Genomic DNA, 24,567 nt, shown 5'->3' on the forward strand with positions numbered 1-24,567 from the left:
AATCCCGTCACCGGCCGTCACCCCCGTCCACGGGGGTGGGGGCCGGTGCTGTCGTCCCCCGGCAGGCCGGTCACCTCGGCCGATGCGCCCACCCGTGCCGTTTCGGCCAGGACGGGGCCTGCATATGCCAGGAGACTGGCCGGAAACACATGGTGACAGTGTTTCAGCGGTGAACATACTCGACAACGAGAGCGCTTCACACCGAGCGACGGCGCCCTCACGCACAGCACGCGAGCCACGGAGCGGGCAGCCGGCCCGGAACCGGCGGGCGAGCACGCAGCGGGGGAGGGAACGTGCACGACGAATTCCTGTGCCACGTCACGGCGTACGGGGTCTGCGACGGCCGGCGCATCGGGGTGCCGCTGGGCACCTACCGGGCCCCGACCCTCGCGCTCGCCCTGTGGTGGCTGCGCGACCGCGCCCTGTGGATCGCCGAGCGCCTCGACCCGCAGCCCGAGGCCGAGCACTTACCCCCGGGCGCGCTCGTCCCCGTCGCCGACGACGTGACCGACGTGCCCACCGTGCTCCGCACCTGGTGCGGCGACGTCGACCGGCAGGAGGAAGTGGCCGAGGCGCTCGCCGCCGGACGGATGGTGCGGGTCGCCACCGGCGACGAAACGACGGAGTACGAACTCCTCGCCGAGTCCGTCGACGCCCTGCGGATGCAGCGCGCCGCCCGGGTGCTCGGCGTCCCGGTCGCCTGAGCCCCGGCCGCCCTCAGCGCCTCCACCGCCGCAGACCCCGTACGGCCCACGCGCCCGCGAACCCCGCCACCAGGCCCCACAGCAGGGCCAGGCCCAGCGCGCCCCACAGCTGCGGCTCCAGCAGCACCTGCCCGGTCAGCCCCTCGCCCAGGTCGCCGATGCCGAGCACCGACAGGCCGATCCGCGCGGAGACCCGGGCCGTCGGACCGATCATCAGCGCCGCCAGGGCCAACGCCACGGCCAGCCGCAGGGCGTGCTGCCAGGGCGGCACCCGGGCCGGAGAGGTGGCCGCCATGGCGCAGGCCGCCCCCGCCACCAGCACCGCCGCACCCACCAGCAGCCACCACCACCGGCCGCCGTCGTGGTCGACGAGCGAACCCAGGTTCAGCTCGGAGACGTCCGGGGTGCGCAGCACCTCGTCCAGCACCCGCGGCATGGGCAGCCCGAACGGACCCTCCACCCTGCCCTCCCAGGTCGCCCCGAGCCCCACGGTCAGCCCCAGCCAGGCCACGTTGGGCAGACCCAGCAGGATCACGGCGAACGTCTCGGCGGCGTGCCCCTTCGTGGCGGCCACCACCAGCGCGACGACGAGCGCCACGGCCACGGCGGCCAGCAGCAGCCCGAGCGTCGCGCGAGCCGCGGGCCGTGCGCCCGCCTGGAACCGCATCAGCTCGGGAGGCAGCGGCGCGCCGCGTGACACCAGGGTCGCCACCACCAGCACGCCCGCCAGCCACACCAGTCCGATCAGCACCGTCGGCAGCACGTCCGCCGCGAAGCCGACCGTCGGCCTCACCCCGAACAGCTCTCCCAGATCGCCGAGCAGGTCGTCCCCGAGGGACACCTCGAACGTGCGCCGGGCGGCCAGGGCCAGACCGAGGACGGCGAGCAGCCACAGCACCGCGATCCGCGCCGCCCACCCCGCCAGCCCGGGCGCTCCGACCACCGTCCGGCGGTGCAGCGGCCGCAGGAAGCACCAGCCGAGAAGCAGCGCCCCGGTGAGGGTGACGGTCAACGGGATGGCGGTCAGGCCGCCCTGGGTCCCGGCCAGACCGCCGGCGTCCCCGGAGAGCCGCACCGTCCCGCCGACGGCGAGCACCAGGACGGCGGCGAGCACCGGCCCGAAGGCGCCCTCCGGGAGATCGGCGGCCCCGGCCGCCCAGATCCCCAGCGCCGCCACCACGGCCATCGCGGCCAGCGAGCCGACCACCGCGACCAGCGCGGGAACCCAGCCGTGGAGGGGGGATCGCGGGGGAGAAGGGGAGTGTGCGCTCACGTGAGCACGCTAAGCAGGGTCCGTCCGCCCCGCCCGCCGACGGGGTCCGTCCGCGCGGGCGCCCCCGCCGCCTCGTGAGCGCCGAGCGGCGCGACACGTCGGACGGCTACCGGGCTGCCGGGCGCTGTTCGTCGCCGGGTGCGGGTTGTGCGTTGCTGGTCGCGCAGTTCCCCGCGCCCCTGAGCCGCTGCGCGGGAAAAGGGTCCTGCGCGTCCCGTCAGGCATACCCCCACCCCCTACGGGGAAGCCGATTCCAGATCAGGGGGACTGCCCCGCCCGACTCGGGGTACCAGGACCGGTGCGGATCGTCCGGCCGACCCGGCGTCGCAGAGGGAAACGCATGACCTATCGCTTGGACGGGGTAGTGATACCGACTGGTTTCGACGTGCCCGTGGAACCGCTGCGGCGGGCGGCACACTTCACCGGCGAGCCGGGCTGCATCGCCGAGTCGCGGCATTTCGCGGCGGAGTTCCTCGAGCAGCTGAGGACGGAGTGGTGCGCCACGATAGACGCCAAGGCGGAAGGAGCCGTGCTGCTGGTGGTGAGCGAGCTGGTCACCAACGCCGACCGGCACAGCGACGGTCCGTACATCCTGGAACTGGAGGGTACGGACACCGCTCTCACGGTCGCCGTCTACGACAGCAACGGCACCCTGCCCCGCGTGTTCCCGCGTGACCCGCAGCGGATCGGACGCCACGGCCTGGAGATCGTGCGCGCGCTCGCGCGGGAGGTCGGTGTGGAGCGCGTACCGGTGGGCAAACGCGTCCGCGCGGTGATCGACCTCACCGGCGGCTGAACGACAGTCACGCCCCCGTTTCTCACAGCAGCGCCCCTGAAGCGTCAGGGGCGCCTTCGGTGTGCCGTGGGGGCGGCGGGTGCCGCCGTCAGGCGCAGCCCAGTTCGCCGAGCATGCCCGTCCGCAGCCGGGTGATGATCCGCTTGATGAGCCGGGACACGTGCATCTGCGAGCAGCCCAGCCGCTCGCCGATCTCCGCCTGCGTGGCCTCCTCCACGAACCGCATGTGCAGGATCTCGCGGTCGCGGTCGCTCAGCTCCGCCATCAGCGGGGCCAGTGCGTGGAAGTCCTCCACCAGGGCCAGCCGCTCCTCCTCGACGCCGATGAAGTCGGCGAGGACGGCCTCGCCGTGCTCCGGGCCGTCGCCGGTCAGGGCCGCGTCCAGGGAGGAGGAGTTGTAGCCGTTCGCGGCGATCTGGCCCTCGACGACCTGCTGCTCGCTGATGTTCATCAGGGTCGCCAGCTCGGCGACGGTGGGCTCGCGGTCCAGCCGGCTCGACAGCTCCTCGCGCGCCTTGGCCAGCTCCACGCGCAGCTCCTGGAGCCGTCGCGGCACGTGCACGGCCCAGGTGGTGTCGCGGAAGAAGCGCTTGATCTCGCCGACGATGTACGGCAGCGCGAAGGAGGTGAACTCGACCTCGCGGGCCAGCTCGAACCGGTCGATGGCCTTGATCAGGCCGATCATGCCGGTCTGCACGACGTCGTCCATGTCGTCGCCCCGGCCGCGGAACCGCCCGGCCGCGAAGCGCACGAGGGACATGTTCATCTCGATGAGGGTGTTCCGCGCGTACTGGTACTCGCGGGTGCCTTCCTCCAGCTGCGCGAGGCGGTGGAAGAACTGCCGGGAGAGCTCGCGGGCGTCGTGGGGCGCGACGGCGCGCGGATCGGCGGGATCGCGAAGATCCTCGCTCCCGGCGGCGGCCCTGGTGTGCCCGTCGGCGGTCCGCTCCTGCGACCGGATCACGGCGGTCCTCATTGCCCTCTCCCCACGCACGTCATGGCTGCCACGAGACTGAAGCACCCGGATACCCCGGTTCCGCGGACCTATGCCTGTCGGACTTCTCCGTGACGGAAAGCACAGGGCCGCTCGGGGAGACGCGGTCCGCACCGGCCGTCACGCCTGTCGTCCGATGGTACGGCCGACCGTGCGACACGGCACCATCAGGGCGGAGGAAAGTCGTCCGCTTTTTCGGATTCACTCAGGGCGGAATCCCGCTCCCTTGCCCGCGGGAGCGGGATTCCTAGGCTGAGGACGTGACCGATCACGCGCCGAACGAAGCCCGCGTCATTCCCCTGCGTCCCGGCCCGGCCGCCTCGGGCCCGCCGGCCCCGCCCGCCACCGCGCCCAGAGAGCCGCTGTGGAGGCACCTCGTCGGCGACGTGCTGCGCAAGGAGCGGCAGGCCCAGGAGCGGACCCTCAAGGACGTCGCCGACGCCGCCCGGATCTCCATGCCCTATCTGTCGGAGGTGGAGCGCGGCCGCAAGGAGGCCTCCTCGGAGGTCCTCGCGGCCGCCGCCGGCGCGCTCGGCCTGGGCCTCGGTGACCTGCTCGCCCGGACGCACGCGGAGCTGGTCCGGGTCACCTCGCACCGGTCCGCCGTCCCCGCCCGCTCCGTGCGGAACGGCTCCGTGCGGCATGGCTCCGTGCGAAACCGTGCCGCGCACGGCGGGCTCTGCCTGGCCGCCTGAGAGGGACGCGCCCGCACCGCTCGGCCCGGCGGCCGCTCACACCGGAGCGGGCCGCCGGGTCAGCACCTCGTCGGCCAGGCCGTACGCCACGGCCTCCCGCGCCGTGAACACCTTGTCCCGGTCCATGTCCGCCCGCAGGGTCGCCACGTCGTGGTGCGTGTGGCGGGCCAGCACCTCCTCGACCTGCGCCCGGATCCGGGTCATCTCCTTCGCGCGCAGCGCCAGGTCGGACGCCGTGCCCTGCATGCCGCCGGAGGCCGGCTGGCCGAGCAGCACCCGCGCGTGCTCCAGCACGAAACGGCGCCCCGGGTCCCCGCCGGCCAGCAGCACGGCCGCCGTGGACGCCGCCTGCCCCACGCAGAACGTGGAGATCGGGGCCCGCACGAACGTCATGGTGTCGTAGATCGCCATGAGGGAGGTGTACGAGCCGCCGGGGGAGTTGAGGTACACCGCGATCTCGCTCTCCGGTGACTCCGACTCCAGGTGCAGCAGCTGTGCGACGACCACGTTGGCCACGCCGTCGTCGATCTCCGTGCCCAGGAAGACGATCCGTTCGGCCAGCAGCCGGCTGAACACGTCGTAGGACCGCTCGCCGCGCGCGGTGCGCTCGACGACGTTCGGAATCGTGTAGCTCCCCATCAGCGCAGCCCCATCCTCGGCCGGCCGGCCGCCGGACGGACGTCGTCCAGCGAGTCCAGCACCCGGTCGACCATTCCGTAGGCTCGGGCCTGCTCGGCCGTGAACCAGCGGTCCCGGTCACCGTCCCGGGAGATGGTCTCCGGGGTCTGGCCGGTGTGCTCGGCGGTGATCCGCTCGATGGTCCGCTTGGTGAACTCCAGGTTCTCCGCCTGGATCTCGATGTCGGCGGCGCTGCCGCCGATGCCGCCCGACGGCTGGTGCATCATGATCCGCGCGTTCGGCAGGGCGTAGCGCTTGCCGGGCGTGCCGACACAGAGCAGGAACTGCCCCATGCTGGCCGCGAAGCCCACGGCCAGGGTGGCGACGTCGTTGGGGATCAGCCGCATCGTGTCGTAGATGGCGAGCCCGGCGTGCACCGAGCCTCCGGGGCTGTTGATGTACAGGCTGATGTCGGTGCGCGGGTCCTCGGCGGACAGGAGCAGCAGCTGCGCGCACACCCGGTTCGCGGACACCTCGTCCACCTGGGTGCCGAGCACCACGATCCGCTGCGCGAGCAGCTGGGCGGCGAGGTGGTCGTCGAAGCGGGTCGGCGGGGTGTCGCCGTCCTCCGCCCGCGGCTGGACCGGCCCGGGGCCGGCGGTGAGTGGTGACATGGACGCTCCCGTGGGTCACTGGTCGGAGCACGGCCGGACGGCCGTGTGCGTCCACTGTCGGCGCGCGGGACCCGCCGCCGGGGGAATCTCTGCCCGCGGCAGATTCGCCCAGGGCAGAGCGGATCCCGACGGGCCGTGCGCGGTGGATTGCCGGGCCCACCGATGAGTTCCGCCGTCGCGGCCGGTCTGCACCGGTGACCGCGTCTCCCGCAGGGGGCGCCCCACACGGGAGGTACTCATGGACACCGACGGATTCACCACCTGCCTCTGGTTCGACGGCCAGGCCGAGGAGGCGGCGCGGTTCTACGTCTCCGTCTTCGACGGCTCCAAGCTCGGCGAGGTCGTCCGGAACACGGGCGCCACCCCCGGCGGCGAGGACGGCACCGTGCTCACCGTGGAGTTCACGGCCAACGGACAGAAGTTCGTCGCCCTGAACGGCGGACCGGAGTTCCGGTTCACGGAGGCGATCTCCTTCCAGCTCGACTGCGACGACCAGGCGGAGATCGACCACTACTGGGAGAAACTCGTCGAGGGCGGCGGCGAGCACGGCCCGTGCGGCTGGCTCAAGGACCGCTACGGCGTCTCCTGGCAGGTCAACGCCAAGCGGCTGACGGAGATGATCGGCGACCCGGACCGCGAGAAGGCCGACCGCGCGTTCAAGGCCATGATGACGATGGGCAAGCTGGACATCGCGGAGCTGGAGAGGGCGTACGCGGGCGGGGCGTGACGCCTCGGCCCGCGCGACGGGGGTGCGGTGACGGCGTCCCCAGGGGTTCCTCCGGCGGGCGAGGGCGGGCCGGCGTGGCTAGCGTGAGGGGACGACAGTCCACCCGTGACGCGGAGGGCCGCAGCCATGGCCGTAGCACCTGAAGGAACCCCCTGCTGGGCCGACGCCGTGTTCGACGACCTCGACCAGGCCACGGACTTCTACGGCCACGTCCTCGGCTGGACCTTCGGCGAGACCTCGCCCGACCAGGGCGGCTACACCCAGGCGTACGCCGACGGCAAGGCGGTGGCCGCCGTCGTGCCGCCCATGCCGGGGCAGGAGGGCACCTCCCAGTGGTGCCTCTACCTCGCCGCCCGGGACGCCTCCGCCACCGCCGCCCGCATCCGCGAGCACGGCGGCGAACTGCTGATGGAGCCCGTGCAGGTCGCCGACCACGGCACGATGTGTCTCGCCCGTGACCCCGGCGGGGTCGTCTTCGGGGCGTGGCAGGCCGGCACCTACGAAGGGTTCCAGGCGACCCAGACACCGGGCGCCTTCTGCAGCTCGAGGGCGCCATGGACTTCCGCGTCTTCGACCTGGGGGAGCGCAGCGTCCTCGGCCGGATGCGGATGACCGACGACTTCCCGCCCGAAGTGCCCCCGTACGTCGACGTGTACTTCACGGTCGACGACTGCGACGCCGCCGTGGCCCGGGCGACCGAACGCGGCGGGGTGCTGCGGTTCGGGCCGATGGACTCGCCGTTCGGCCGGTTGGCGACGGTGGGCGACCCGCAGGGCGCCCATTTCTCGGTCATCGGCCTCACGACCACCGAGGGCGAGATGCCGGGCACCGAACCCGTCGGCTGAGCGGAACCGGGACACCCGCCCGGCCATGGCATGATCGGTCGCATGCGTGAACGTGTGGTGGCCGCCTGCGACGGGGCCTCGAAGGGAAACCCCGGACCCGCCGGCTGGGCCTGGGTGATCGCGGACGGCTCCGGGACCCCGGACCGCTGGGAGGCCGGCGCCCTCGGCACCGCCACCAACAACGTCGCCGAACTCACCGCCCTGGAGCGGCTCCTCGCGGCCACCGACCCCGGTGCGCCGCTCGAGGTGCGGATGGACTCGCAGTACGCCATGAAGGCCGTCACGACCTGGCTGCCCGGCTGGAAGCGCAACGGCTGGCGCACCGCGGCCGGGAAGCCCGTCGCCAACCAGGAGCTCGTCGTCCGCATCGACGGTCTGCTCCAGGACCGCTCCGTCGAGTTCCGGTACGTGCCCGCCCACCAGGTCGACGGCGACCGGCTCAACGACTTCGCCGACCGCGCCGCCAGCCAGGCGGCCTCCGCCCAGCAGGACGCGGGCAGCGCACAGGGCTCGCCCGAGCCGCCGCCGTCCGTGCCGCGCCCGTCCTCCGGCGGCTCCTCCCGCCGTCCCTCCGGCGGCGCCAAGTCCGCCCGTAAGCCGGGCGGTTCCTCCCGCACCATCAAGGCCAAGTTCCCCGGCCGCTGCCCGTGCGGACGGCCGTACACGGCCGGCGAGCCCATCGCCAAGAACGACAAGGGCTGGGGCCACCCCGAGTGCCGGACGGCCGTGGGCGCCTGAGCAGCCGCCCCGGCGGGGGAGCCGCCGCTCGCCCGGCCGGGACGGATGACAGACTGACCGGCATGGAAGAGCGCACTTTCGACAGGTCGGGTCAGCACGCCTCCGTGATCGGCCTCGGCACATGGCAGCTCGGCGCCGACTGGGGCGACGTCGACGACAAGGACGCCCTCGCGGTGCTGGAGGCCGCCGCCGAGTCGGGCGTCACCTTCTTCGACACCGCCGACGTCTACGGCGACGGACGCAGCGAGCAGACCATCGCGTCGTTCCTCGCCGGACGGCCCGACCTGCACGTGCTGGTCGCCACCAAGATGGGCCGCCGTGTCGACCAGATCCCAGAGAACTACGTCCTGGACAACTTCCGCGCCTGGAACGACCGCTCCCGGCGCAACCTGGGCGTCGACCGCATCGACCTCGTGCAGCTGCACTGCCCGCCCACCCCCGTCTACTCCAGCGACGAGGTCTTCGACGCCCTCGACACCCTCGTCGAGGAGGAGCGCGTCGCGGCCTACGGCGTGAGCGTGGAGACCTGCGCCGAGGCGCTGACCGCCATCGCCCGGCCGAACGTGGCCAGCGTGCAGATCATCCTCAACCCGTTCCGTATGAAGCCGCTGCTCGAGGTGCTGCCGGCCGCCCGCGAGGCCGGCGTCGGGATCATCGCCCGCGTCCCGCTCGCCTCGGGTCTGCTCTCCGGCAAGTACACCAAGGACACCGTCTTCGCGGAGAACGACCACCGCACCTTCAACCGGCACGGCGAGGCCTTCGACCAGGGCGAGACCTTCTCCGGCGTGGACTACGCGACCGGCGTCGAGGCCGCCGCGGAGTTCGCCGCGCTGGCCCCCGAGGGGTACACCCCGGCCCAGCTCGCGCTGCGCTGGATCGTCCAGCAGCCCGGCGTGACCAGCGTCATCCCCGGCGCCCGCTCGCCCGAACAGGCCCGCGCCAACGCGGCCGCCGCCCGGCTGCCGGAGCTGCCCGACGCCACCCTGTCCGCGATCGCCGACCTGTACGACCGGCGCATCCGCGAGCAGGTGGAGGGCCGCTGGTAGCGGAGGCGGCTCCTAGGACTCCAGCACGAGCTGACGCTCCTGCTCCTGGTCGCCGGCGGCGGCGCCCTCGTCGCGGGCCGTGAAGGACCGCGACAGCGCGTCGCTCGCCCGGCGCACCGCCTCCGGGGTGCCCTGCACGGTGACGGTCACCGGCTCCGACAGGGGCCGGCGGCCGTCGTCCGCCGCGCCCGTGCCTTCGCCCTCGCCGCCGAACGTCGCCATCCGTACGGTCGCGTCCGTGTCCGAGGGCCGCTCCTGCGGCGGACCGAACGTGCCTTCCAGCGCCCCGACGACCGCCCGGGCGTCGTCGGCGTCCCCGCCGCTGAGTGTCACGGTGAGCTGGGTGTCCGACATGTGTCCCACTTTCGTACGGCCTGGTCGTGTCGCCGACCGTGTAACCGTGCCCCGCGCGGCCAAACCGGCGGCGGGAGGGGGCTCTCCTTTCCGGGAAAGCGGGGAAACCGGAGGGGAGACCCGATCGAAGGAGGCACCGTGCCGGACGCGGAGCAGGACGGGAGCAGGCGCCGGGGGCGCAACGAGACCGAGGAGGAGCGGGCGGACCGGATGTGGACCGAGCTCATCCAGGAGGTCCGTGTGGCCCAGATGGGTGTGCAGATCCTGTTCGGTTTCCTGCTGACGGTCGTGTTCACCCCGACCTACGAGGACCTGTCCGGCACCGACAAGACCATCTACATCGTCACGGTGGTGCTGGGCGCCTGCTCGACCGGGGCGCTGATCGGCCCGGTGTCGCTGCACCGGCTCGTCAGCGGACGGCGCATCAAACCGCAGGCGGTGCAGTGGGCGTCACGGCTCACGCTGCTGGGACTGGCGCTGCTGCTGGTGACCACCAGCTCGTCGCTGCTGCTGATCCTGCGCGTGGCCACCCACGACGACTACGTGCCGTACCTGGTGGCCGGGGTGGTGTTCTGGTACCTGCTGTGCTGGTTCGGGCTGCCCATGTGGGCGCGCCACCGCCACACCACGCGCTGACCGGCGAGGGCCCGGGAGAGCTCAGCTGTTGGCCAGGACGTCCGCGAGGAAGTCGTCCACCCGGACCTCCTCGCACCCCGGCGGCACCATCCGGTGGGTCTCGGTCAGGAACTCCCCGACGGCCTCGGCCCAGGCGAACACCACGGCGTGGTGCCGGCCGCCGTCGGCGCGCGCCTCGCCCAGGAACTCCATCCGCAGCTCCCGCCCCACCCCGCGGGCCTGCGGACGCAGCCGCACGTCGCCGATGCCGACCGGGCGGCTCAGTCCCTCGGTGACCATCTCCCGGTCGAGCTGCCAGCGCGCCAGCACCCGGCCGTCCAGGGTGAAGACGACCGTGACGGCGAACGGGTCCGAGGGGTCGTAGCTCAGGTGGGCGAGCACGGGAAAGCGCTCCGTGTCGCCCGCCTGGAGCTCCACCACCAGGGTCTTGTGCACGAACGACTTCACGAGGTGCCTCCGGGACGTACCGACGTAGAGCCCTCTAGTACCCCGGATCCCGGAGAGATGCTCAGCTCTCCGGGTGAATCCGTCACACCTCACGCACGGACGGTCAGCCGAAGGCCTTCCGCAGCGCCGGCAGCAGCGTCCGCTCCGCCCAGTCCAGGAACGCCGGCTGCGACTCCCCGCCGATCTGCACCAGGGCGATCTCCGTGAAACCGGCCTCGGCGTACGGGCGGACCGCCTCGACGAAGTCGTCCGGGTCGTCGCCGCAGGGGATCGAGGAGGCGACGTCGTCGGTCCGTACGAACTGGGTCGCCGACGCGAAGGAGTCCGGGTGCGGCAGCTCGGAGTTCACCTTCCAGCCGTTGCCGAACCAGCGGAACTGGGCGTGCGCCCGTTCCACGGCGGTGTCCCGGTCAGGGTCGTAGCTCACCGGCAGCTGACCCACACGCGGCTTGCCCTCGCCGCCGTGCTCGTCGAACATCTCCAGCAGCTTCGGCTTCGGCTCGGTGGCGATCAGCAGGTCGGCGTGGTGCCCCGCGAGGGCGCACGACCGCTTGCCCGAGACCGCGATCCCGATCGGCGGCGGCTGGTCCGGCAGGTCCCACAGTTTGGCCGACTCCACGTCGAAGTGGTCACCCCGGTAGTTCACGTGCCCGCCCTCGAAGAGCGCCTGGATGATCTCCACCGCCTCCTCGAGCATCTCGTGGCGCACGTCCACCGGCGGCCAGCCGCCGCCCACCACGTGCTCGTTGAGGTTCTCGCCGGACCCCAGCCCCAGACGGAACCGGCCGCCCGACAGCAGCTGCATCGTCGCCGCCTTCTGCGCCACCACCGCCGGGTGGTACCGCTTCGTCGGACAGGTCACGTACGTCATCAGCGAAATCCGTGAGGTGGCCTGCGCGGCCGCGCCCAGCACGCTCCACGCGTACGGCGAGTGACCCTGCTCGGCCAGCCACGGGAAGTAGTGGTCCGAGGTCACCGAGAAGTCGAAGCCCGCGCTCTCGGCGCGCACCACGTGCTCCACCAGCTCACGCGGGCCGGCCTGCTCGGTCATCATCGTGTACCCGATTTGCACCATGGCGTCCGGGTCCCCCGCGGCGACCGGCGAAAACGGTGGATCACCCGCCGGTGCCCCGGGCAGGATGCCCCCATGACCCACCGACCCCTCCCGACCGCAGCCCCCGCGACCCAGGGCGTCGACGCGTCCGGCGTCCACGCCTTCCTCGACGCGATCGAGGCCGACCCGGACATCGAACCGCACGGCGTGACGATCGTGCGCCACGGCAACGTCGTGGCCTCCGGCTCGTGGGCGCCCTGGACCGCCGAACGCCCCCATCTGCTGTACTCGCTCAGCAAGAGCTTCGCCTCGACCGCCGCCGGGCTCGCCGAGGGGGAGGGGCTGATCGACTTCGACGCTCCCGTGCTGTCCTACTTCCCGGAGATCGACGCCGACATCACCGACCCGCGCAGCCGGGCGATGCTGGTGCGCCACGTGGCGTCCATGGCCAGCGGACACGACCACGAGACCGTCGACGAGGCGTTCGGCGCCGACCCGGCCGAACCGGTGCGCGGCTTCCTGCTCCAGCCGCCGCAGCGCGACCCGGGCACCCTGTTCACCTACAACCAGCCCTGCACCTACACGCTCGCCGCGATCGTGCAGCGGGTCACCGGGCAGAGCCTCGTGGAGTATCTGCGGCCGAGGCTGTTCGACCCGCTGGGCATCGACGAGACGCTGTGGTCCCGCGACCGCGCCGGACGCGAGATCGGCTTCGCCGGCCTGCACACCACCACCGACGCGATAGCGAAGTTCGGCCTGCTGTACCTGAACGACGGCGTCTGGCAGGGGGAGCGGCTGCTGCCCGAGGGATGGGTCGAGCGCGCCACCCGCGCCCACATCGACACCGCCGGGGCCATGGGCGGCGGCGACCGCCCCGACTGGGACCAGGGCTACGGCTACCAGTTCTGGCGGGGCCGGCACGGCTACCGCGGGGACGGCGCCTACGGCCAGTTCTGCGTGGTGCTGCCCGAGCACGACGCGGTGATCGCCGCGACGACCGCCACCGTGGAGATGCAGCGCTACCTCGAACTGGTGTGGCGGCACCTGCTGCCCGCCTTCGGCGACGCCCCGCTGACCGGGCGCGACGCCGAGGACGCGGCCCTGCGCGAGCGCCTGGAGCGCCTCGCCCTGCCGGCGACGGACGGCGCCCCCGCGCCGGAGACCGGCGACTGGGCCGGGGCGGCCTTCACCCCGGAGGGCGGGCTCGTCGCCGCGCAGCCGAAGCTGGCCGCCGCGGAGCTCACGGCGGACGACGGCGGCGGCTGGACACTGACCCTGGAGGAGGGCGGCCACCGGCTGGCGGCCCGCTGGACCGGCCTGGACTGGACGGTCACCGAGGGCGCGGTGCCGGTCGCGGTCACCGGCGGCTGGCGCGGTCCCGACACGCTCACCGTCGACATCGCCTTCCTGGAGACCCCGCACCGGCTGCGCGTCACCTGCGCCCTCACCGACCGCACCTTCCGCGCGCACTGGCTCACCACACCGCTGGTCCCCTGGCCCCTGCGCGCACTGCGCGCGCCGCGCGGCTAGGGACTTGGGTCCGGATCAGCCCGGGTGGGAGGCGCGGTGCGTCTTCGGCCGGCCCGAGCGCGCAGGCCCGGCGACGCCGGGATGATCCGGACTGCTCGCCAAGGAGTTGGCGGAGGTGCGGGCCGAGCGGGACGAACTCGCCGTCGCGGAGCGGGTTCTTGAGCGGGTGAGCGAACAGCTCGCCAACGAACGCGCCACGGCTGCGCCTGCGCTCGGGCAGGTGGGCGGACGAGCGGTGATGCTGATCCCGCACCGCGTGCCGGACACGGGGGAAACCTTGCTCCCGCCGGACTGTCAGCGCATCCCGGCCACCGTGCGGCAGGCGGCCGGACCGGTCATGGCCCGGCAGGCCGGCGAGGCCCTGGGAATCGATGTCGGCATGCGGTCCAAGCTGGAGCCGCTGTGCGGGAAGCCGGTCAGACTCGTCGACCGCGGCCGGCTGCGCGAACTGCCCGAGGGTCGGTTCACCACCCGCTTCTGACCTGCTCCGCCGCTAGGGACTGCGCGGCGCGGGCGTAACCACGGCGCCCCCGGTTGCCGTTGGGGTGGTGTGCATGGTCCGGCTCACGGGCGGCTTTGCGTCCGGGCATGCCGCGGCCCGGGTACGCGGGGTGCGTGCCCGGGCCGTGCGGGGACCGGTTCCCTGGGGGTGGGGCCGGTGTCGGTGTCAGGCGGTGAGGGGCTGGTGGAGGGCGTCGAGGCCGTCGGCGTAGATGCCGGTGAACAGGTCGACGACTTCCTGCTCGGTGGCGCCGTCGGGGTTGAAGCGGCCGGACCACTGGACCTCGGTGGCGTTCTCCTGTCCGGGGACGGTGTGGACGCGGATGGTGGAGACGTAGCCGTTCACGGGGAAGGGGGCCTGGAGGATGGCGTAGCTGTAGTGGCGTTCGGTCTCGTTGAAGTCGACGAGGCGTTCGGTGATGACTTCGCCCTCGGTGTTCTTCAGCCGGCGGACCCGGCCGCCTTCGAGCGGGGTGCTCTCGGGGATGTAGGGGAGCCAGTCAGGCAGGGCGTCGAAGCCTCCGACGAGGTTCCAGACCTTTTCGGGCGAGGCGGGGACGATACGGCTGACGGACGTCGAGGCCATGGTGTTTCTCCAGATGGTGGTGCTGGTGGGGGGCCGGGGTGAGGGTGCCGGTCAGGCGCCGTTGGGCAACGGGGCGGCCGGGCTGACCAGACCCGCGGCGCGCAGGTCCGTCCAGAAGGCGGCCGGGATGTTCTCGTTCAGCGCGGCGGTGTCCTCGGCGACGCGGCTCGGCCGCGTCGCGCCGGGGATGACGGCGGCGGCCACCGGGTGGGCCAGGGAGAACTGGAGCGCGGCGGCCTTGATGCTGATGCCGTGCTTGTCGGTGAGGGCCTTGACGCGCTCGACCTTTTCGATGATCTCCGGCGGGGCCTGCTGGTACTCGAAGTTGGTGCCGCCGGCGAGGATGCCGGAGCTGTAGGGGCCACCGACAACCATGTCGACGTTCTGCTCCTGGGCCAGGGGCAGCAGGCGCTGGAGGGCGTGGGCGTGGTCGAGGAGGGTGTAGCGGCCGGCGAGGAGGAATCCGTCGGGCTTGGGCTCGTCCAGGGAGAGGGTCATCTCGATGGGCTCGGTCTTGTTGACGCCCAGGCCCCAGGCCCGGATGACGCCCTCGTCGCGCAGGCGGGACAGGACGCGGAAGGCTCCGGTGCGGGCCTCCTCGAACTTGCTGACCCAGGCGTCACCGTGGAAGTCCTGGGCGATGTCGTGGACCCAGACGATGTCGAGACGGTCGACGCCCATGCGGCGCAGGGTGCCCTCGATGGAGCGCTCGGTGGCGTCGGCGGTCCAGTCGTGGAGGACCTTGTTGGGGTTGCCGTGCTCGAACAGGCCGCCCTTCTCGCCGAAGTCGGGGACGTCGGTCTCGATCTCGTCGAGGATGACGCGGCCGACCTTGCTGGAGAGCACGTAGGAGTCGCGGGGCTTGGTTGAGAGGACCTCGCCCAGGCGCTCCTCGGCGAGGCCGGCGCCGTAGAAGGGGGCGGTGTCGTAGTAGCGGATGCCCTGGTCCCAGGCGGCTTCGACGGTGGCGCGGGCGTCCTCGTCGGGGATCGCGCGGAACATGTTGCCGAGGGGGGCGGTGCCGAAGCCGAGACGGCCGGGAAGGATGTTCTTCAAGGACATGGATGGTGCCTTTTCGATCGGTGCCTCGGTGTGGGGGTGAGGCGTGAAGGAGCGGATGCCCCCGGTGCGGCGGTCCGCCCGAAGGAGGGCCGGGCACTGGGCGGGAGTCACCCGCCGGGGCCGTACGGACGGTCCCGCATTTAATTGCGGTAGCGCCTTATGGGCTAGGACAATAATTGCAGACGCGGGCTAATGTAAGTGGGGGCTGCCGTGTGCCCGTCAGGGGACGATCGTGGGGACCAGGCCGCCGTCCGCGCCGAACGCCCCGCCCGTGGTCGCCGAAGCCTGCTCCGACGCCACGTAAGTGATCATGCTGGCCACCTCATGGGGCCGGATCAGGCGCATGAAGAGGGAAGCTGCCGCACGGTTCTCCGCCAGATGGCGCCGCTCCTGCTCCGCCCGGTCGAGCGGACCCATGACCGCCACGGATCCCGCGTTGACCGCCCTCGCCAACGGATGGGCAGCCCTCTCCCTGCTGCACGGCAGGATCGAGGCGCACATCGAGCGTGCCCTGCAGGCCAGGCATGAGCTGAGCGTGCGGGAGTACTCGCTGCTCGAGCCCCTTGACCTGCGACTTCAAGTTGGCGGGGGCTCACGGCAGGTCCTGAGCCGCCGCACCGGGCCGGAAGGTGCGCAGGACCGTGCGCAGGGTCTGCCGGCTGTCGGTGTCCGTCCAGTCGGCGGCCGGGGTGGTCCAGCGCAGGGAGAAGCCCCGGCCCTCGCCCAGCAGGAGGCCGCGGCCGAAGGTGCGCACCCGGGCGCCGTCGTCCGTGGTGATCCACTGCATGTCGGCGGCCTCCCGGCCCTGGTACGTGGTCGCCTCGATGGCGCCGATCCGCTGATAGGCGCCGGCGCGCGCGAGGCCCGGCTCCACGGTGTCCCGCCACACGGCGACCGGGTCCGGCCCCACGTGCTCGCTGTAGGTGACGTCGAGGGTGCGCGGGTCGTCGTCAGCGCCGAAGGTGACGCGGAAGGACTGCTCTGCGGCGCGGGAGGTCCGCTGTCGCTCCCAGCCCTCGGGCAGCGCGACGGAGAACCCCTCCGGGGCCCGGTAGGTGCGGAAGCCCGCGGGAACGGCGCCGGGGCTGGACGGGGACGGCGAGGCGGATCCGGACGGGGAGGGCGACGGAGGGGGCGAGGGAGCCGCGGACGGCGGAGGGGCGGCGCCGGCCGAGGGCGGGACCCGCGGGGCGGTGTCCGCCGCCCCGGTCCCGCCCGCCGGCGCGGACGCCGACGTGGCGGGGCCGCCGCCGGCCCGGTCGTCGCCGTCGGGCAGCCCGGTCGCCGCCGTGACCACGGCCGCCGTCACCACGAGCACCGCGAGAGGCGTTCCGACGAGCACACCTCTCCGCTTCCACCCCCGCCCTGCCGTCGCGTGCGCCTCGCCCGTCTCGGCACCGCCGCCGGGGGCCTCGCGCAGCACCCGGGTCAGCACGTCCCGCACCGCCTGGCGGCCCGGGCGCTCCCGTGGCTCCTTGCGCAGCAGGCCCGTGACGACCTCCGTGAGCGGCCCGCAGCGCACCGGCGGGCGCAGCGGCAGCCGGTCCACCCCGCGCAGCGTGGCCGCGACCCTGCCCCGGTCCCGGAACGGCGGGCGCCCCTCCAGCATCGTGTACAGGATCGCCCCCAGCGCCCACAGGTCGGCGGCCGGTCCGACCCGCTCGTTCCGCGCCTGTTCCGGCGCCGCGTACGACGGGGCGGTGAGCCGGGGCGCCGACGTCGTGCCGGCCACCCCGTAGCCGGTGACGACCAGCGGGCCGGTCTCACGCAGATGGAGCTGGCCCGGGCTCAGCTCGCCGTGGGTGACGGCCTCCGCGTGCGCCGCGTCCAGCACGTCGAGGAGGTCCAGGGCGACGCGCGCCGCCCGCGCGGGCGAGAACGTGCCCCGCTGGAGCAGGACCTCGTCCAGCGGGGTGCCGTCGATCCAGGCCGTGACCGTCCACAGGCAGCCGCCCTCGCCGACCGCGTCGACGACGTCCGCGATCCGGTCCGGGCAGAGCCGGGCCACGTTCTCGGTGGCCCGCAGGATCCGGGAGGGCGCGCGGCGGACGCCCTCCGCGGCGTCCGCGGGCAGCTCGACGCGGGTGGCCAGACAGGGCCGCCCCGTGCGCAGGTCGTCGGCGTACCAGCTGACCCGGTTGGTCTCGCGGTGCGTGATCTCGACCAGCCGGTAGCGTCCGGCGACCGGCCGGTCGGTGGAGGCGTGCGCCCAGCCCATTGGTGATCCCTCGTCCGGTGATCCCTCGTCGAACCGCTGACTTCCGTCCCCCCTGATACGCAGGAGAGGGGCCGGAGCGTTCAACGGCCGGGCGCGCGCCGTGGGCGACCGCCGGGTTCAGCGCAGGGAGAAGTGGTCCGTCCACGCCATCATGTCGGTGGTGGTGGCGTTCCCGCCGCACACCACGAGACCCAGGCGGGCGTCCTCGCCGACCCGCTCCAGCACCCGGCGGGCGGCCGGGAGCAGACAGCCCGCCGCCGGCTCCGCCCACACCTTGGCGTGGTCCGCCAGGTCCAGCGAGCCCTGCACCGCCTCCCGGTCCGGCACCACCAGCACCTCCGTGACCAGCTCCGCGACATGGTCGTACGTCAGCTGCGACACGGCGGGCGCGCTGAGCGTCGAGACGATCGAGGACAGCGCGACCGGCACCGGGCCGCCCGCCGCCAGCGCCTCGGACATCGCCTGCGCCCCCTCGGTCTCCACGCCCCACACCCGCACCCCGGGCCGCCGGGCGCGCAGCGCCGCCGCGACCCCGGCGATCAGGCCCCCGCCGCCGATGCTCACCAGCACGTCGGTCAGCTCACCGGCGTCCTCCGCGAACTCCAGCCCCACGGTGCCCTGACCGGCGATCACCACCGGGTCGTCGAAGGGGTGCACCAGGGTCAGGCCCTCCTCCCGCAGCTCCGTGGTGAGGGCGAAGGCCCCGGCCATGTCGTCCGTGACCCGCACCGTGGCGCCCGACGCCTGCGCGATCTCCACGGCCCGCACGGGCGCCGAACGCGGCATCACCACGGTCGCCTTCACGTCGAGCGCGGCGGCCGTCACCGCCAGCGCGATGCCGTGGTTGCCGCCGCTCACCGCGACCACCCCGGCGGCCCGCTCCGACTCGCTCAGCGCCAGCAGTTTCGCCGCCGCGCCGCGCACCTTGAACGACCCGGTGTGCTGGAGCAGCTCCAGCTTGGCCGTCACCGGCACCCCGAGCAGTGCCGAAAGGCCGGGGCTCGGCACGGTCGGCGTGCGCACCACGTGCCCGGCGATCCGCTCGGCGGCGGTCTCGATGTCGGCGATCTCGATCACGGCTGTCACCTTTCCGGCGCGGGGGCGTGATCCGCGCCGTGCCCCAGCCTCACCCGGCGGGCGGCCGGGGTCAACGAGGTTCAGCGCTGCTGCGCCTTGTGCGGCGGTGCCTCGCTCGGCCGCACCACGACGTGCCCCTGCCCCTGGAGCACCAGCTGCACCGCCTCGCCGGAGCCGCCGCGCAGCATCGAGCCCAGCGACTGGGAGCGGTGCAGCGAGGTGGACAGACCCGCCGTCCAGCCGACGACCGCGTCGGTGTCCACGTACACCGGGCTCTGCGGCGTCACCGGGATCACCAGCGGGCTGCCCTCGCAGACCAGGCCCAGCTTGCCGTGCCCGGTGAAGACGCTGTTGAACAGACCGCCGCCGGTGACGCCGGCGCCCTTCACGGTGGAAATGCGGTAGGACAGCGTGGCGTCGAAGCACAGCACGTTGCGGCCGTTGACGGTGAACTCGTCGCCGGGATCGACCTCGACGACGAAGCAGTTCTGCGCCTCCTGCGCGAACCAGGCCTCGCCCTGCCCGCGCACGGCCATCAGCGGCAGCCCCTCACCGGTCACTGCGCGCTTCAGCATGCCGCCCACGCCCTGGCCCTTGCGCTCGAACTGGAGGTTGCCGCGGTAGGCGACCATCGCGCCCTGGCGGGCGAGCATCTCGCCGTCGACGGTGTAGCGCAGGCATTTGGCGTTCTCCACCGTCATGCCCGGGGCCGCGGCCGGCTGCACCATGTGCTCACTGGAAAACAGGTCACCCTTCATGGGGGTCATCCTCACCCGGCGCCCGCCGCCTGACCAGAAGCGGACGCGTACGACACGGCGCCGATCCGGCCGCGCGCTCACCCGCCGAACAACTGCGTCCAGTACGTGCCCGCCCGGCCGCCGCCCGCGAAGCCCACGCCGATGTGCGTGAACTCCGGCTTGAGGATGTTCGCCCGGTGCCCCGGGCTGTTCATCCAGCCGCGCACCACCTCGGCGGCGGACCGCTGCCCGCACGCGATGTTCTCGCCGACCGTGCGGCACCGGGAGCCCGCGGCGGCGGCCCGGTCCCAGGGCTTGCTCCCGTCCGGGGCCGTGTGCGCGTAGAAGTCCCGCGCCACCATGTCGGCGCTGTGCGCCCGCGCGGCCGTGGTCAGCAGCGGGTCGCGGGACAGCGGCGGCAGGCCGGCCCGCGCACGCTCCCGGTTGCTCAGCTCGACGACCTCCGCCGCCGTGCGGTCCAGGCCCTCCGGGGTGAGCGGACACGCCCAGAGCGCCGTCCAGTAGGTGTCCCCGCCGCCCTCGCAGGAGGCGACGGCGGCGTGCGTGAACGCCGGGTCGCACACCGTGCGGCGGGCAGCCTCGTGCCGCAGGCAGTGGCCCACGAACCGGTCCACGGACAGCGGCCCGGACACCAGGTGCTCGCCGACGGTGAGGTACGGGTACCCGGCTGCGACCACGCGCCGGTACACCGGCACGCCGTCCGGGCCCTCCACGCCGAGCCGCCCGCCGCGCGCCATCGCCCGCGCGTGCTGCCGGGCCGCCTCGGCCAGCCGCCCGTCGTGCGCCACCGGCGGCGAACCGGCGGCCTGGCGCGCGGAGTTGACCAGCGCCAGGAAGTCGTCCCCGGCGGACGGCGGGGCCGCGGGGCGGGGCGGGGCGGCCGCGTGCGTCCGGGGTGCGGCCTGGACCAGCGTGGCGGGACTGACCGGCGCCCTGCCGGTGACGACCGGGGCGGTACGGGTGGACACCGCTCCCTCGTCGTCCTCCACGTCGACGCCGAAGTCCCGGGCGAGACCGGCCAGTCCGTCCGCGTACCCCTGGCCGAGCGCGCGCAGCTTCCAGCCGTCGCCGCGCCGGTAGACCTCCGCGAGCAGCAGCACCGTCTCCCGGTCGGGGCGCGGCGGCCGGAAGCGGGCCAGGGCGCGCCCTCCGGGGCCGGTGACCTCCAGGACGGGGGCGGGCAGCGCGCTGAGCGGGGTGCCGGGCTCTTCGGGGCTGACGGCGACCGTGACCCGGGTGGCGCCCGTGCGCAGCGCCGCCGGGTCGACGACGAGCGTGTCGCCGCCGAGCCGCGCGCCCGGCGCGGACGGCTGGTTGTAGAACACGAAGTCGGCGTCCCCGGACACCTTCCGGCCGTCGTCCGTGATCAGCGCGGACACGTCGAACGGTCCGGGCACCCGGACGGTCACCGCACCGCCCGGGAGCGGGATGTTGCCGCCGGGGACCAACTCGCTCATGGCACCGCCCTGTTCGCCGTCGTCCGACATGTGTGGGGGTGTCCGGACAACGACGGGCGGGGCCCGAGGGTTCCCGGGCCGGAGGGGCGGAGCGGCTCAGCGGTGCAGGGCCCGCGTCCAGTCGGCGGGCACCCGGTCCGCTGGCCCGGGGGCGGGCTGCCCGGCCGGGTGGCTCACCGGCGGCGCCAGCGACGGACCCGACTCGTACAGCTCGTTGGTGGCGTAGTTCCAGAACCAGTCCTCGCCCGGTTCGTAACTGCTCACCACCGGGTGCCCGGTGGCCCGGAAGTGGGCGGTGGCGTGCTGCCCCGGTGAGCTGTCGCAGCAGCCGACGTGGCCGCACTGCGCGCACCGGCGCAGATGGAACCACCAGCCGCCCGAGGCGTCGCAGTCGGCGCAGCCCGCGCCCGAGGGCGGCACGCTGGGGTCGATGGCGTGTTCGGTGGTCATACGGATTCCTCCTGTGCAGGGTCGTCGGAGGCGGGGGCGGTGAGCGGCAGGAGCACCTGGAAGCGGGTGTCGCCCGGCTCGGACTCGAACCGGATGCTGCCGTGGTGCTTGTTGACCACGATCCGCCAGGAGATGTCCAGGCCCAGCCCGGTGCCCTCGCCCACGGGCTTGGTGGTGAAGAACGGGTCGAACACCCGGTCGCGGATCTCCGCCGGGATACCGGGGCCGGTGTCGCCGAACTCCACCAGCAGCCGGTCGTCCTCCCGCGCCGTGCGCACCGTCAGCGTGCCCTCCCCGCCCGCCTCGCGCATCGCCGCGACCGCGTTGTCCACGAGGTTGGTCCACACCTGGTTCAGCTCCGCCGGGTAGGCCGGGACGCGGGGCAGGGTGCGGTCGTACTCCTTGACGACCCGGATGCCCTTGCCCAGCTTCCCGGACAGCATCAGCAGCGTGCTGTCGAGGAGTTCGTGGACGTCGGCGACCTGGAAGGGGGCGCGGTCGAGCTGCGAGTACTGTTTGGCGGCGTCGACCAGGTGGGAGATGCGGGCCGCGCTGTCCTGGATCTCGTCCATGAGCAGCTCGGTCTCCACGGTGTAGTTGAGCCACCCGACCGCGCTCGGCAACGTCTCCTCGTCCACGGCCGCGGCCACCTGCTCCAGCCAGTCCGTGTCCAGTCCCGCCTGCACGAACGTGGGGGCGAGCCGCCAGCCCTCGGTCACGCCGTGGTCGTCCAGCCAGTCGGACAGGAGGTCCTCCCGGTCGGACGCCTCCAGCGGGCTGAGCACCGGCGCCTTGGCGACGCGCTCCGCCGTGCGCTCCTGGATCTCGATCAGCCCCGCCAGCGTCTCCCGGTCGTAGGCACCCTCGGAGATCACGCGCAGTTTGCGGCGCATCTTCCCCACCCGCTCGCGCAGCGACGCCGTCGCCCGCACGGCCGCCGCGGCCGGGTTGTTCAGCTCGTGCGTGAGCCCCGCGGACAGCGACCCGAGGGCCAGCAGCCGCTCCCGCTGGCCGACCGCCTGCTGGGTGCTCTTCACCCCGAAGAACAGCCCCTCCAGCAGATGCACCGCCATCGGGAACCAGTCCAGCATGATGTCCGCGAACGCGTCCGCGGGCAGCACGAAGAACCGCGTCGGCTCCGTCACCCGCAGCGAGTTGTTGTAGACCTGCGGCACCCGGTCGCCGAGGTACGCCTGCATCGCCCCCGCGTACACCCCGCGCTGCGAGGTGCGGGTGACCTCCACCTCGTCCCCGCCGACCCGCCGGGACAGCACGACCGTGCCCTCCACCATCACGTAGAAGCAGGTGGCCGGGTCGCCCTCGGCGTAGACGGTGCCCGGCTCGTACCGCTCGACCCGGCCGGCCTCGCACAGCCGCCCGAGCTGCTCGGGCGTGAGCTTCTCGAACAGGAACAGGGAGCCGATCTCGTCGGGCAGGCACTCCATCGGCCGCGCGCTCACGACTGCTCCAGGTATCGGTGGACGAGCATCACGGCCATGGCTCCCTCTCCGACGGCGGAGGCGACCCGCTTGGCCGACTCCGCGCGCGCGTCGCCCGCGACGAACACGCCGGGGACGTTGGTCTCCAGGTGGTACGGCGGCCGGTCCAGCTCCCAGCCGGCCGGGGGGCGTCCGTCGGCGGTCAGGTCGGGCCCGGCCAGGATGAAGCCGCGCCCGTCGCGCAGCACGGTGCCGTCCAGCCAGTCGGTCAGCGGGGCGGCGCCGATGAACACGAACAGCCACTGCGCGTCCACCACGTCGGTCCGGCCGCTGTCCGTGTCGCGCAGCGTCAGCCGCTCCAGATGGCCGTCGCCGTGCGCCTCCTCGACGACCGTGGAGCACCGCACCGCGATGTTCGGGACCCGGCCGATCTGCTCGATCAGGTAGTACGACATCGACGCGGACAGGTCCGGGCCGCGCACCAGCAGCGTCACCTGCTTGGCGAACCGGGACAGGTACATCGCCGCCTGCCCGGCCGAGTTGGCGCCGCCCACGATGTACACGTCCTGGTCCTGGCAGGCGGGCGCCTCGGTCAGCGAGGAGCCGTAGTAGACGCCGCAGCCGCCCAGTTCGTCACAGCCCGGCGCCGCGAGCCGCCGGTAGGACACCCCGGTCGCGAGGATCACGCTGTGCGCGGCGACCTGCGACCCGTCGGAGAACCGCACCACCCGGGCCGCGCCGCCCACGTCCAGGCCGGTCACCTCGCGGGCGGTGAGGATCTCCGCGCCGAACCGGGTGGCCTGCCGCCGCGCCCGTTCGGTGAGCTGTGCCCCCGACACCCCGTCGGGGAAGCCCAGGTAGTTCTCGATCCGCGAGCTCTGCCCCGCCTGCCCGCCGGTCGCCGACCGCTCCACCAGCACCGTGCGCAGCCCCTCCGACGCCCCGTACACGGCCGCGCCGAGCCCCGCCGGGCCGCCGCCGATCACGACCAGGTCGTAGAAGTCGGCCGCCGGCGTGGTGGCGAGACCCACGTGCGCGGCGAGGTCGGCGGGGTCCGGGTCCACCAGCGGCGTCCCGTCCGGGGTGACCACCAGCGGCAGCCGCATCCCGTCCTCGTCCGCCGCCGCCAGCAGCCGCCGCCCCTCGGGCTCGTCGCACGAGTACCAGCGGTAGGGCACCTGGTTGCGGGCGAGGAACTCCCGCACGTCGGAGGAGCGCGCCGACCAGCGGTGCCCGACCACCTTGGTGCTGGGCACCGGCCGGTGGTCGCTGTGCCTCCACGCCTCCAGCAGGTCGTCCACCACCGGGTACAGCTTCTCCTCCGGCGGGTCCCACGGCTTGAGGAGGTAGTGGTCGAGGTCGACGACGTTGATCGCGTCGATGGCGGCGCCGGTGTCCGCGTACGCGGTGAGCAGCACCCGGCGGGCCGCCGGGTGCACGTCCATGGCGCGCTCCAGGAACTCGATGCCGTTCATCCGCGGCATCCGGTAGTCGGCGAGGATCACCGCCACCAGGTCGCCGCGCAGCTTCAGTTCGCGCAGCGCCTCAAGGGCGGACTCGCCGGACTCGGCGCGCACGATCCGGTACGAGGCCCCGTAGCGCCGCCTGAGGTCCCGGGCCACGGCGCGGGAGACACCCGGGTCGTCGTCCACGGTCATGATGACGGTCCGGGCGGCGTCGGCGGGCTGTGCCATGCGTCCCCCACAGCGTGGTCGGATCCCCGGCGCGGCGGGCCGAGACCTCGTCGCGGCCTCCGCACCGGCCCGAGCCCATCGTATGTGCGGTCGCCGCCGGGCGCGCGGGCGTGCGCGGGACCCGCGCGGGAAGGCGGGCGGGCGGGGCGTCGTACGAGGTGACCGCGGTGCGGGGGCGGCGGCCCGGTAGGGAA

26 protein-coding genes and 2 pseudogenes are annotated in these 24,567 nt (G+C 73.5%); 11 read left to right on the forward strand and 17 right to left on the reverse strand.

Annotated elements, in window-relative coordinates; translation table 11 throughout:
- The first annotated feature begins 293 nt into the window (after window positions 1–293).
- Window positions 294–704 (forward strand): hypothetical protein, encoded by a 411-nt coding sequence (locus tag ACQZOG_RS27555; protein WP_033276443.1) that lies wholly within the window; start codon window positions 294–296, stop codon window positions 702–704.
- Window positions 705–717: 13 nt separating this feature from the next.
- Here ACQZOG_RS27555 and ACQZOG_RS27560 read toward each other — a convergent pair whose 3' ends face one another.
- Window positions 718–1,977, reverse strand: coding sequence for a streptophobe family protein (locus ACQZOG_RS27560; RefSeq protein WP_078492749.1), 1,260 nt, complete (start codon window positions 1,975–1,977; stop codon window positions 718–720).
- A gap of 340 nt (window positions 1,978–2,317) precedes the next feature.
- Between ACQZOG_RS27560 and ACQZOG_RS27565 the strand changes: the two genes are divergently transcribed.
- The gene (locus ACQZOG_RS27565) at window positions 2,318–2,773 is read left to right on the forward strand and encodes an ATP-binding protein (protein ID WP_033276441.1); all 456 of its coding nucleotides are present in this window, start codon (window positions 2,318–2,320) and stop codon (window positions 2,771–2,773) included.
- A gap of 88 nt (window positions 2,774–2,861) precedes the next feature.
- Here ACQZOG_RS27565 and ACQZOG_RS27570 read toward each other — a convergent pair whose 3' ends face one another.
- The gene (locus tag ACQZOG_RS27570) at window positions 2,862–3,749 is read right to left on the reverse strand and encodes a SigB/SigF/SigG family RNA polymerase sigma factor (protein WP_033276440.1); all 888 of its coding nucleotides are present in this window, start codon (window positions 3,747–3,749) and stop codon (window positions 2,862–2,864) included.
- Window positions 3,750–4,027: 278 nt separating this feature from the next.
- Here ACQZOG_RS27570 and ACQZOG_RS27575 point away from each other — a divergent pair, with 278 nt between their 5' ends.
- On the forward strand, window positions 4,028–4,462 hold the full coding sequence (locus ACQZOG_RS27575) for a helix-turn-helix domain-containing protein (RefSeq protein ID WP_033276439.1): 435 nt from the start codon (window positions 4,028–4,030) through the stop codon (window positions 4,460–4,462).
- A gap of 36 nt (window positions 4,463–4,498) precedes the next feature.
- On the opposite strand, the gene ACQZOG_RS27580 is transcribed toward ACQZOG_RS27575, so the two are convergent.
- Together ACQZOG_RS27580 and ACQZOG_RS27585 are read right to left on the reverse strand one after the other, a co-directional pair.
- Window positions 4,499–5,101 (reverse strand): ClpP family protease, encoded by a 603-nt coding sequence (locus ACQZOG_RS27580; RefSeq protein WP_033276438.1) that lies wholly within the window; start codon window positions 5,099–5,101, stop codon window positions 4,499–4,501.
- On the reverse strand, window positions 5,101–5,754 hold the full coding sequence (locus tag ACQZOG_RS27585; RefSeq protein ID WP_033276437.1) for an ATP-dependent Clp protease proteolytic subunit: 654 nt from the start codon (window positions 5,752–5,754) through the stop codon (window positions 5,101–5,103). The genes ACQZOG_RS27580 and ACQZOG_RS27585 overlap by 1 nt, the downstream gene beginning before the upstream one ends.
- Before the next feature lie 238 nt (window positions 5,755–5,992).
- Between ACQZOG_RS27585 and ACQZOG_RS27590 the strand changes: the two genes are divergently transcribed.
- From ACQZOG_RS27590 to ACQZOG_RS27605, 4 genes and pseudogenes are all read left to right on the forward strand, one after another.
- A complete protein-coding gene (locus ACQZOG_RS27590) occupies window positions 5,993–6,481 on the forward strand; it encodes a VOC family protein (protein ID WP_033276436.1) in 489 nt (162 codons plus the stop codon).
- A 126-nt stretch (window positions 6,482–6,607) separates the two neighbouring features.
- A pseudogene (locus ACQZOG_RS27595) lies at window positions 6,608–7,326 on the forward strand (VOC family protein).
- Window positions 7,327–7,356: 30 nt separating this feature from the next.
- Window positions 7,357–8,064, forward strand: a complete 708-nt coding sequence (locus ACQZOG_RS27600) for a ribonuclease H family protein (protein ID WP_033276435.1) — start codon at window positions 7,357–7,359, stop codon at window positions 8,062–8,064.
- Between the two features lie 62 nt (window positions 8,065–8,126).
- Window positions 8,127–9,110, forward strand: a complete 984-nt coding sequence (locus tag ACQZOG_RS27605) for an aldo/keto reductase (RefSeq protein ID WP_033276434.1) — start codon at window positions 8,127–8,129, stop codon at window positions 9,108–9,110.
- 12 nt (window positions 9,111–9,122) lie between these two features.
- Here the strand turns inward: ACQZOG_RS27605 and ACQZOG_RS27610 are convergent, their stop codons facing one another.
- Window positions 9,123–9,464, reverse strand: a complete 342-nt coding sequence (locus tag ACQZOG_RS27610) for a hypothetical protein (protein WP_033276433.1) — start codon at window positions 9,462–9,464, stop codon at window positions 9,123–9,125.
- A gap of 138 nt (window positions 9,465–9,602) precedes the next feature.
- On the opposite strand from ACQZOG_RS27610, the gene ACQZOG_RS27615 reads away from it, so the two are divergent.
- Window positions 9,603–10,100: a DUF6328 family protein gene (locus ACQZOG_RS27615; protein ID WP_193455928.1), complete on the forward strand. Its 498-nt coding sequence runs from the start codon at window positions 9,603–9,605 to the stop codon at window positions 10,098–10,100.
- 21 nt (window positions 10,101–10,121) lie between these two features.
- Here the strand turns inward: ACQZOG_RS27615 and ACQZOG_RS27620 are convergent, their stop codons facing one another.
- Together ACQZOG_RS27620 and ACQZOG_RS27625 are read right to left on the reverse strand one after the other, a co-directional pair.
- Window positions 10,122–10,547, reverse strand: coding sequence for an SsgA family sporulation/cell division regulator (locus ACQZOG_RS27620; RefSeq protein WP_033276431.1), 426 nt, complete (start codon window positions 10,545–10,547; stop codon window positions 10,122–10,124).
- 103 nt (window positions 10,548–10,650) lie between these two features.
- A complete protein-coding gene (locus tag ACQZOG_RS27625; RefSeq protein WP_430741919.1) occupies window positions 10,651–11,622 on the reverse strand; it encodes an LLM class F420-dependent oxidoreductase in 972 nt (323 codons plus the stop codon).
- Between the two features lie 72 nt (window positions 11,623–11,694).
- Here ACQZOG_RS27625 and ACQZOG_RS27630 point away from each other — a divergent pair, with 72 nt between their 5' ends.
- Window positions 11,695–13,131, forward strand: a complete 1,437-nt coding sequence (locus ACQZOG_RS27630; protein ID WP_430741920.1) for a serine hydrolase domain-containing protein — start codon at window positions 11,695–11,697, stop codon at window positions 13,129–13,131.
- A 115-nt stretch (window positions 13,132–13,246) separates the two neighbouring features.
- The gene (locus ACQZOG_RS27635) at window positions 13,247–13,612 is read left to right on the forward strand and encodes a hypothetical protein (RefSeq protein WP_359496998.1); all 366 of its coding nucleotides are present in this window, start codon (window positions 13,247–13,249) and stop codon (window positions 13,610–13,612) included.
- Between the two features lie 186 nt (window positions 13,613–13,798).
- On the opposite strand, the gene ACQZOG_RS27640 is transcribed toward ACQZOG_RS27635, so the two are convergent.
- From ACQZOG_RS27640 to ACQZOG_RS27650, 3 genes are all read right to left on the reverse strand, one after another.
- On the reverse strand, window positions 13,799–14,218 hold the full coding sequence (locus ACQZOG_RS27640) for an SRPBCC family protein (protein ID WP_359497001.1): 420 nt from the start codon (window positions 14,216–14,218) through the stop codon (window positions 13,799–13,801).
- A gap of 51 nt (window positions 14,219–14,269) precedes the next feature.
- Window positions 14,270–15,280, reverse strand: coding sequence for an aldo/keto reductase (locus ACQZOG_RS27645; protein ID WP_037638069.1), 1,011 nt, complete (start codon window positions 15,278–15,280; stop codon window positions 14,270–14,272).
- Window positions 15,281–15,499: 219 nt separating this feature from the next.
- Window positions 15,500–15,781 carry an SDR family oxidoreductase gene (locus tag ACQZOG_RS27650; protein ID WP_430741921.1) on the reverse strand — a complete coding sequence of 94 codons (282 nt, stop codon included), beginning with the start codon at window positions 15,779–15,781 and terminating at the stop codon, window positions 15,500–15,502.
- Here ACQZOG_RS27650 and ACQZOG_RS27655 point away from each other — a divergent pair.
- Window positions 15,696–15,884, forward strand: a pseudogene (locus ACQZOG_RS27655) (MarR family transcriptional regulator); the annotation flags it as partial. The gene ACQZOG_RS27650 and the pseudogene ACQZOG_RS27655 overlap by 86 nt on opposite strands.
- Here the strand turns inward: ACQZOG_RS27655 and ACQZOG_RS27660 are convergent.
- The 7 genes from ACQZOG_RS27660 to ACQZOG_RS27690 form a co-directional block, all read right to left on the reverse strand.
- Window positions 15,873–17,498 carry a serine/threonine protein kinase gene (locus ACQZOG_RS27660; RefSeq protein WP_430741922.1) on the reverse strand — a complete coding sequence of 542 codons (1,626 nt, stop codon included), beginning with the start codon at window positions 17,496–17,498 and terminating at the stop codon, window positions 15,873–15,875. The pseudogene ACQZOG_RS27655 and the gene ACQZOG_RS27660 overlap by 12 nt on opposite strands.
- Window positions 17,499–17,615: 117 nt before the next feature.
- Window positions 17,616–18,575, reverse strand: a complete 960-nt coding sequence (locus ACQZOG_RS27665) for a threonine/serine dehydratase (RefSeq protein WP_033276424.1) — start codon at window positions 18,573–18,575, stop codon at window positions 17,616–17,618.
- A gap of 80 nt (window positions 18,576–18,655) precedes the next feature.
- Window positions 18,656–19,333, reverse strand: coding sequence for an AIM24 family protein (locus ACQZOG_RS27670; protein ID WP_033276423.1), 678 nt, complete (start codon window positions 19,331–19,333; stop codon window positions 18,656–18,658).
- Between the two features lie 77 nt (window positions 19,334–19,410).
- Complete coding sequence (locus ACQZOG_RS27675) at window positions 19,411–20,790, reverse strand: CAP domain-containing protein (protein ID WP_033276482.1); 1,380 nt, start codon at window positions 20,788–20,790, stop codon at window positions 19,411–19,413.
- Window positions 20,791–20,886: 96 nt separating this feature from the next.
- Window positions 20,887–21,240 (reverse strand): UBP-type zinc finger domain-containing protein, encoded by a 354-nt coding sequence (locus tag ACQZOG_RS27680; RefSeq protein ID WP_033276422.1) that lies wholly within the window; start codon window positions 21,238–21,240, stop codon window positions 20,887–20,889.
- On the reverse strand, window positions 21,237–22,700 hold the full coding sequence (locus ACQZOG_RS27685; protein ID WP_058915522.1) for an ATP-binding protein: 1,464 nt from the start codon (window positions 22,698–22,700) through the stop codon (window positions 21,237–21,239). Before ACQZOG_RS27685 ends, ACQZOG_RS27680 begins: the two co-directional genes overlap by 4 nt.
- Window positions 22,697–24,373 carry an FAD-dependent oxidoreductase gene (locus ACQZOG_RS27690; protein ID WP_193455923.1) on the reverse strand — a complete coding sequence of 559 codons (1,677 nt, stop codon included), beginning with the start codon at window positions 24,371–24,373 and terminating at the stop codon, window positions 22,697–22,699. Before ACQZOG_RS27690 ends, ACQZOG_RS27685 begins: the two co-directional genes overlap by 4 nt.
- Window positions 24,374–24,567 lie beyond the last annotated feature (194 nt).

Origin of the sequence: Streptomyces sp. P13-3-3 (assembly GCF_050571355.1) — a bacterium.
GTDB classification, from domain to species: Bacteria; Actinomycetota; Actinomycetes; order Streptomycetales; family Streptomycetaceae; genus Streptomyces; species Streptomyces althioticus.

Bases quoted from the DNA above. Each gene is read 5' to 3' on its own strand.
- ACQZOG_RS27565 (WP_033276441.1), top strand. From the start codon at position 2,318: ATGACCTATCGCTTGGACGGGGTAGTGATACCGACTGGTTTCGACGTG.
- ACQZOG_RS27570 (WP_033276440.1), bottom strand. From the start codon at position 3,749: ATGAGGACCGCCGTGATCCGGTCGCAGGAGCGGACCGCCGACGGGCAC.
- ACQZOG_RS27580 (WP_033276438.1), bottom strand. From the start codon at position 5,101: ATGGGGAGCTACACGATTCCGAACGTCGTCGAGCGCACCGCGCGCGGC.
- ACQZOG_RS27585 (WP_033276437.1), bottom strand. From the start codon at position 5,754: ATGTCACCACTCACCGCCGGCCCCGGGCCGGTCCAGCCGCGGGCGGAG.
- ACQZOG_RS27590 (WP_033276436.1), top strand. From the start codon at position 5,993: ATGGACACCGACGGATTCACCACCTGCCTCTGGTTCGACGGCCAGGCC.
- ACQZOG_RS27600 (WP_033276435.1), top strand. From the start codon at position 7,357: ATGATCGGTCGCATGCGTGAACGTGTGGTGGCCGCCTGCGACGGGGCC.
- ACQZOG_RS27605 (WP_033276434.1), top strand. From the start codon at position 8,127: ATGGAAGAGCGCACTTTCGACAGGTCGGGTCAGCACGCCTCCGTGATC.
- ACQZOG_RS27610 (WP_033276433.1), bottom strand. From the start codon at position 9,464: ATGTCGGACACCCAGCTCACCGTGACACTCAGCGGCGGGGACGCCGAC.
- ACQZOG_RS27625 (WP_430741919.1), bottom strand. From the start codon at position 11,622: ATGGTGCAAATCGGGTACACGATGATGACCGAGCAGGCCGGCCCGCGT.
- ACQZOG_RS27630 (WP_430741920.1), top strand. From the start codon at position 11,695: ATGACCCACCGACCCCTCCCGACCGCAGCCCCCGCGACCCAGGGCGTC.
- ACQZOG_RS27640 (WP_359497001.1), bottom strand. From the start codon at position 14,218: ATGGCCTCGACGTCCGTCAGCCGTATCGTCCCCGCCTCGCCCGAAAAG.
- ACQZOG_RS27645 (WP_037638069.1), bottom strand. From the start codon at position 15,280: ATGTCCTTGAAGAACATCCTTCCCGGCCGTCTCGGCTTCGGCACCGCC.
- ACQZOG_RS27650 (WP_430741921.1), bottom strand. From the start codon at position 15,781: ATGTGCGCCTCGATCCTGCCGTGCAGCAGGGAGAGGGCTGCCCATCCG.
- ACQZOG_RS27660 (WP_430741922.1), bottom strand. From the start codon at position 17,498: ATGGGCTGGGCGCACGCCTCCACCGACCGGCCGGTCGCCGGACGCTAC.
- ACQZOG_RS27670 (WP_033276423.1), bottom strand. From the start codon at position 19,333: ATGAAGGGTGACCTGTTTTCCAGTGAGCACATGGTGCAGCCGGCCGCG.
- ACQZOG_RS27675 (WP_033276482.1), bottom strand. From the start codon at position 20,790: ATGAGCGAGTTGGTCCCCGGCGGCAACATCCCGCTCCCGGGCGGTGCG.
- ACQZOG_RS27680 (WP_033276422.1), bottom strand. From the start codon at position 21,240: ATGACCACCGAACACGCCATCGACCCCAGCGTGCCGCCCTCGGGCGCG.
- ACQZOG_RS27690 (WP_193455923.1), bottom strand. From the start codon at position 24,373: ATGGCACAGCCCGCCGACGCCGCCCGGACCGTCATCATGACCGTGGAC.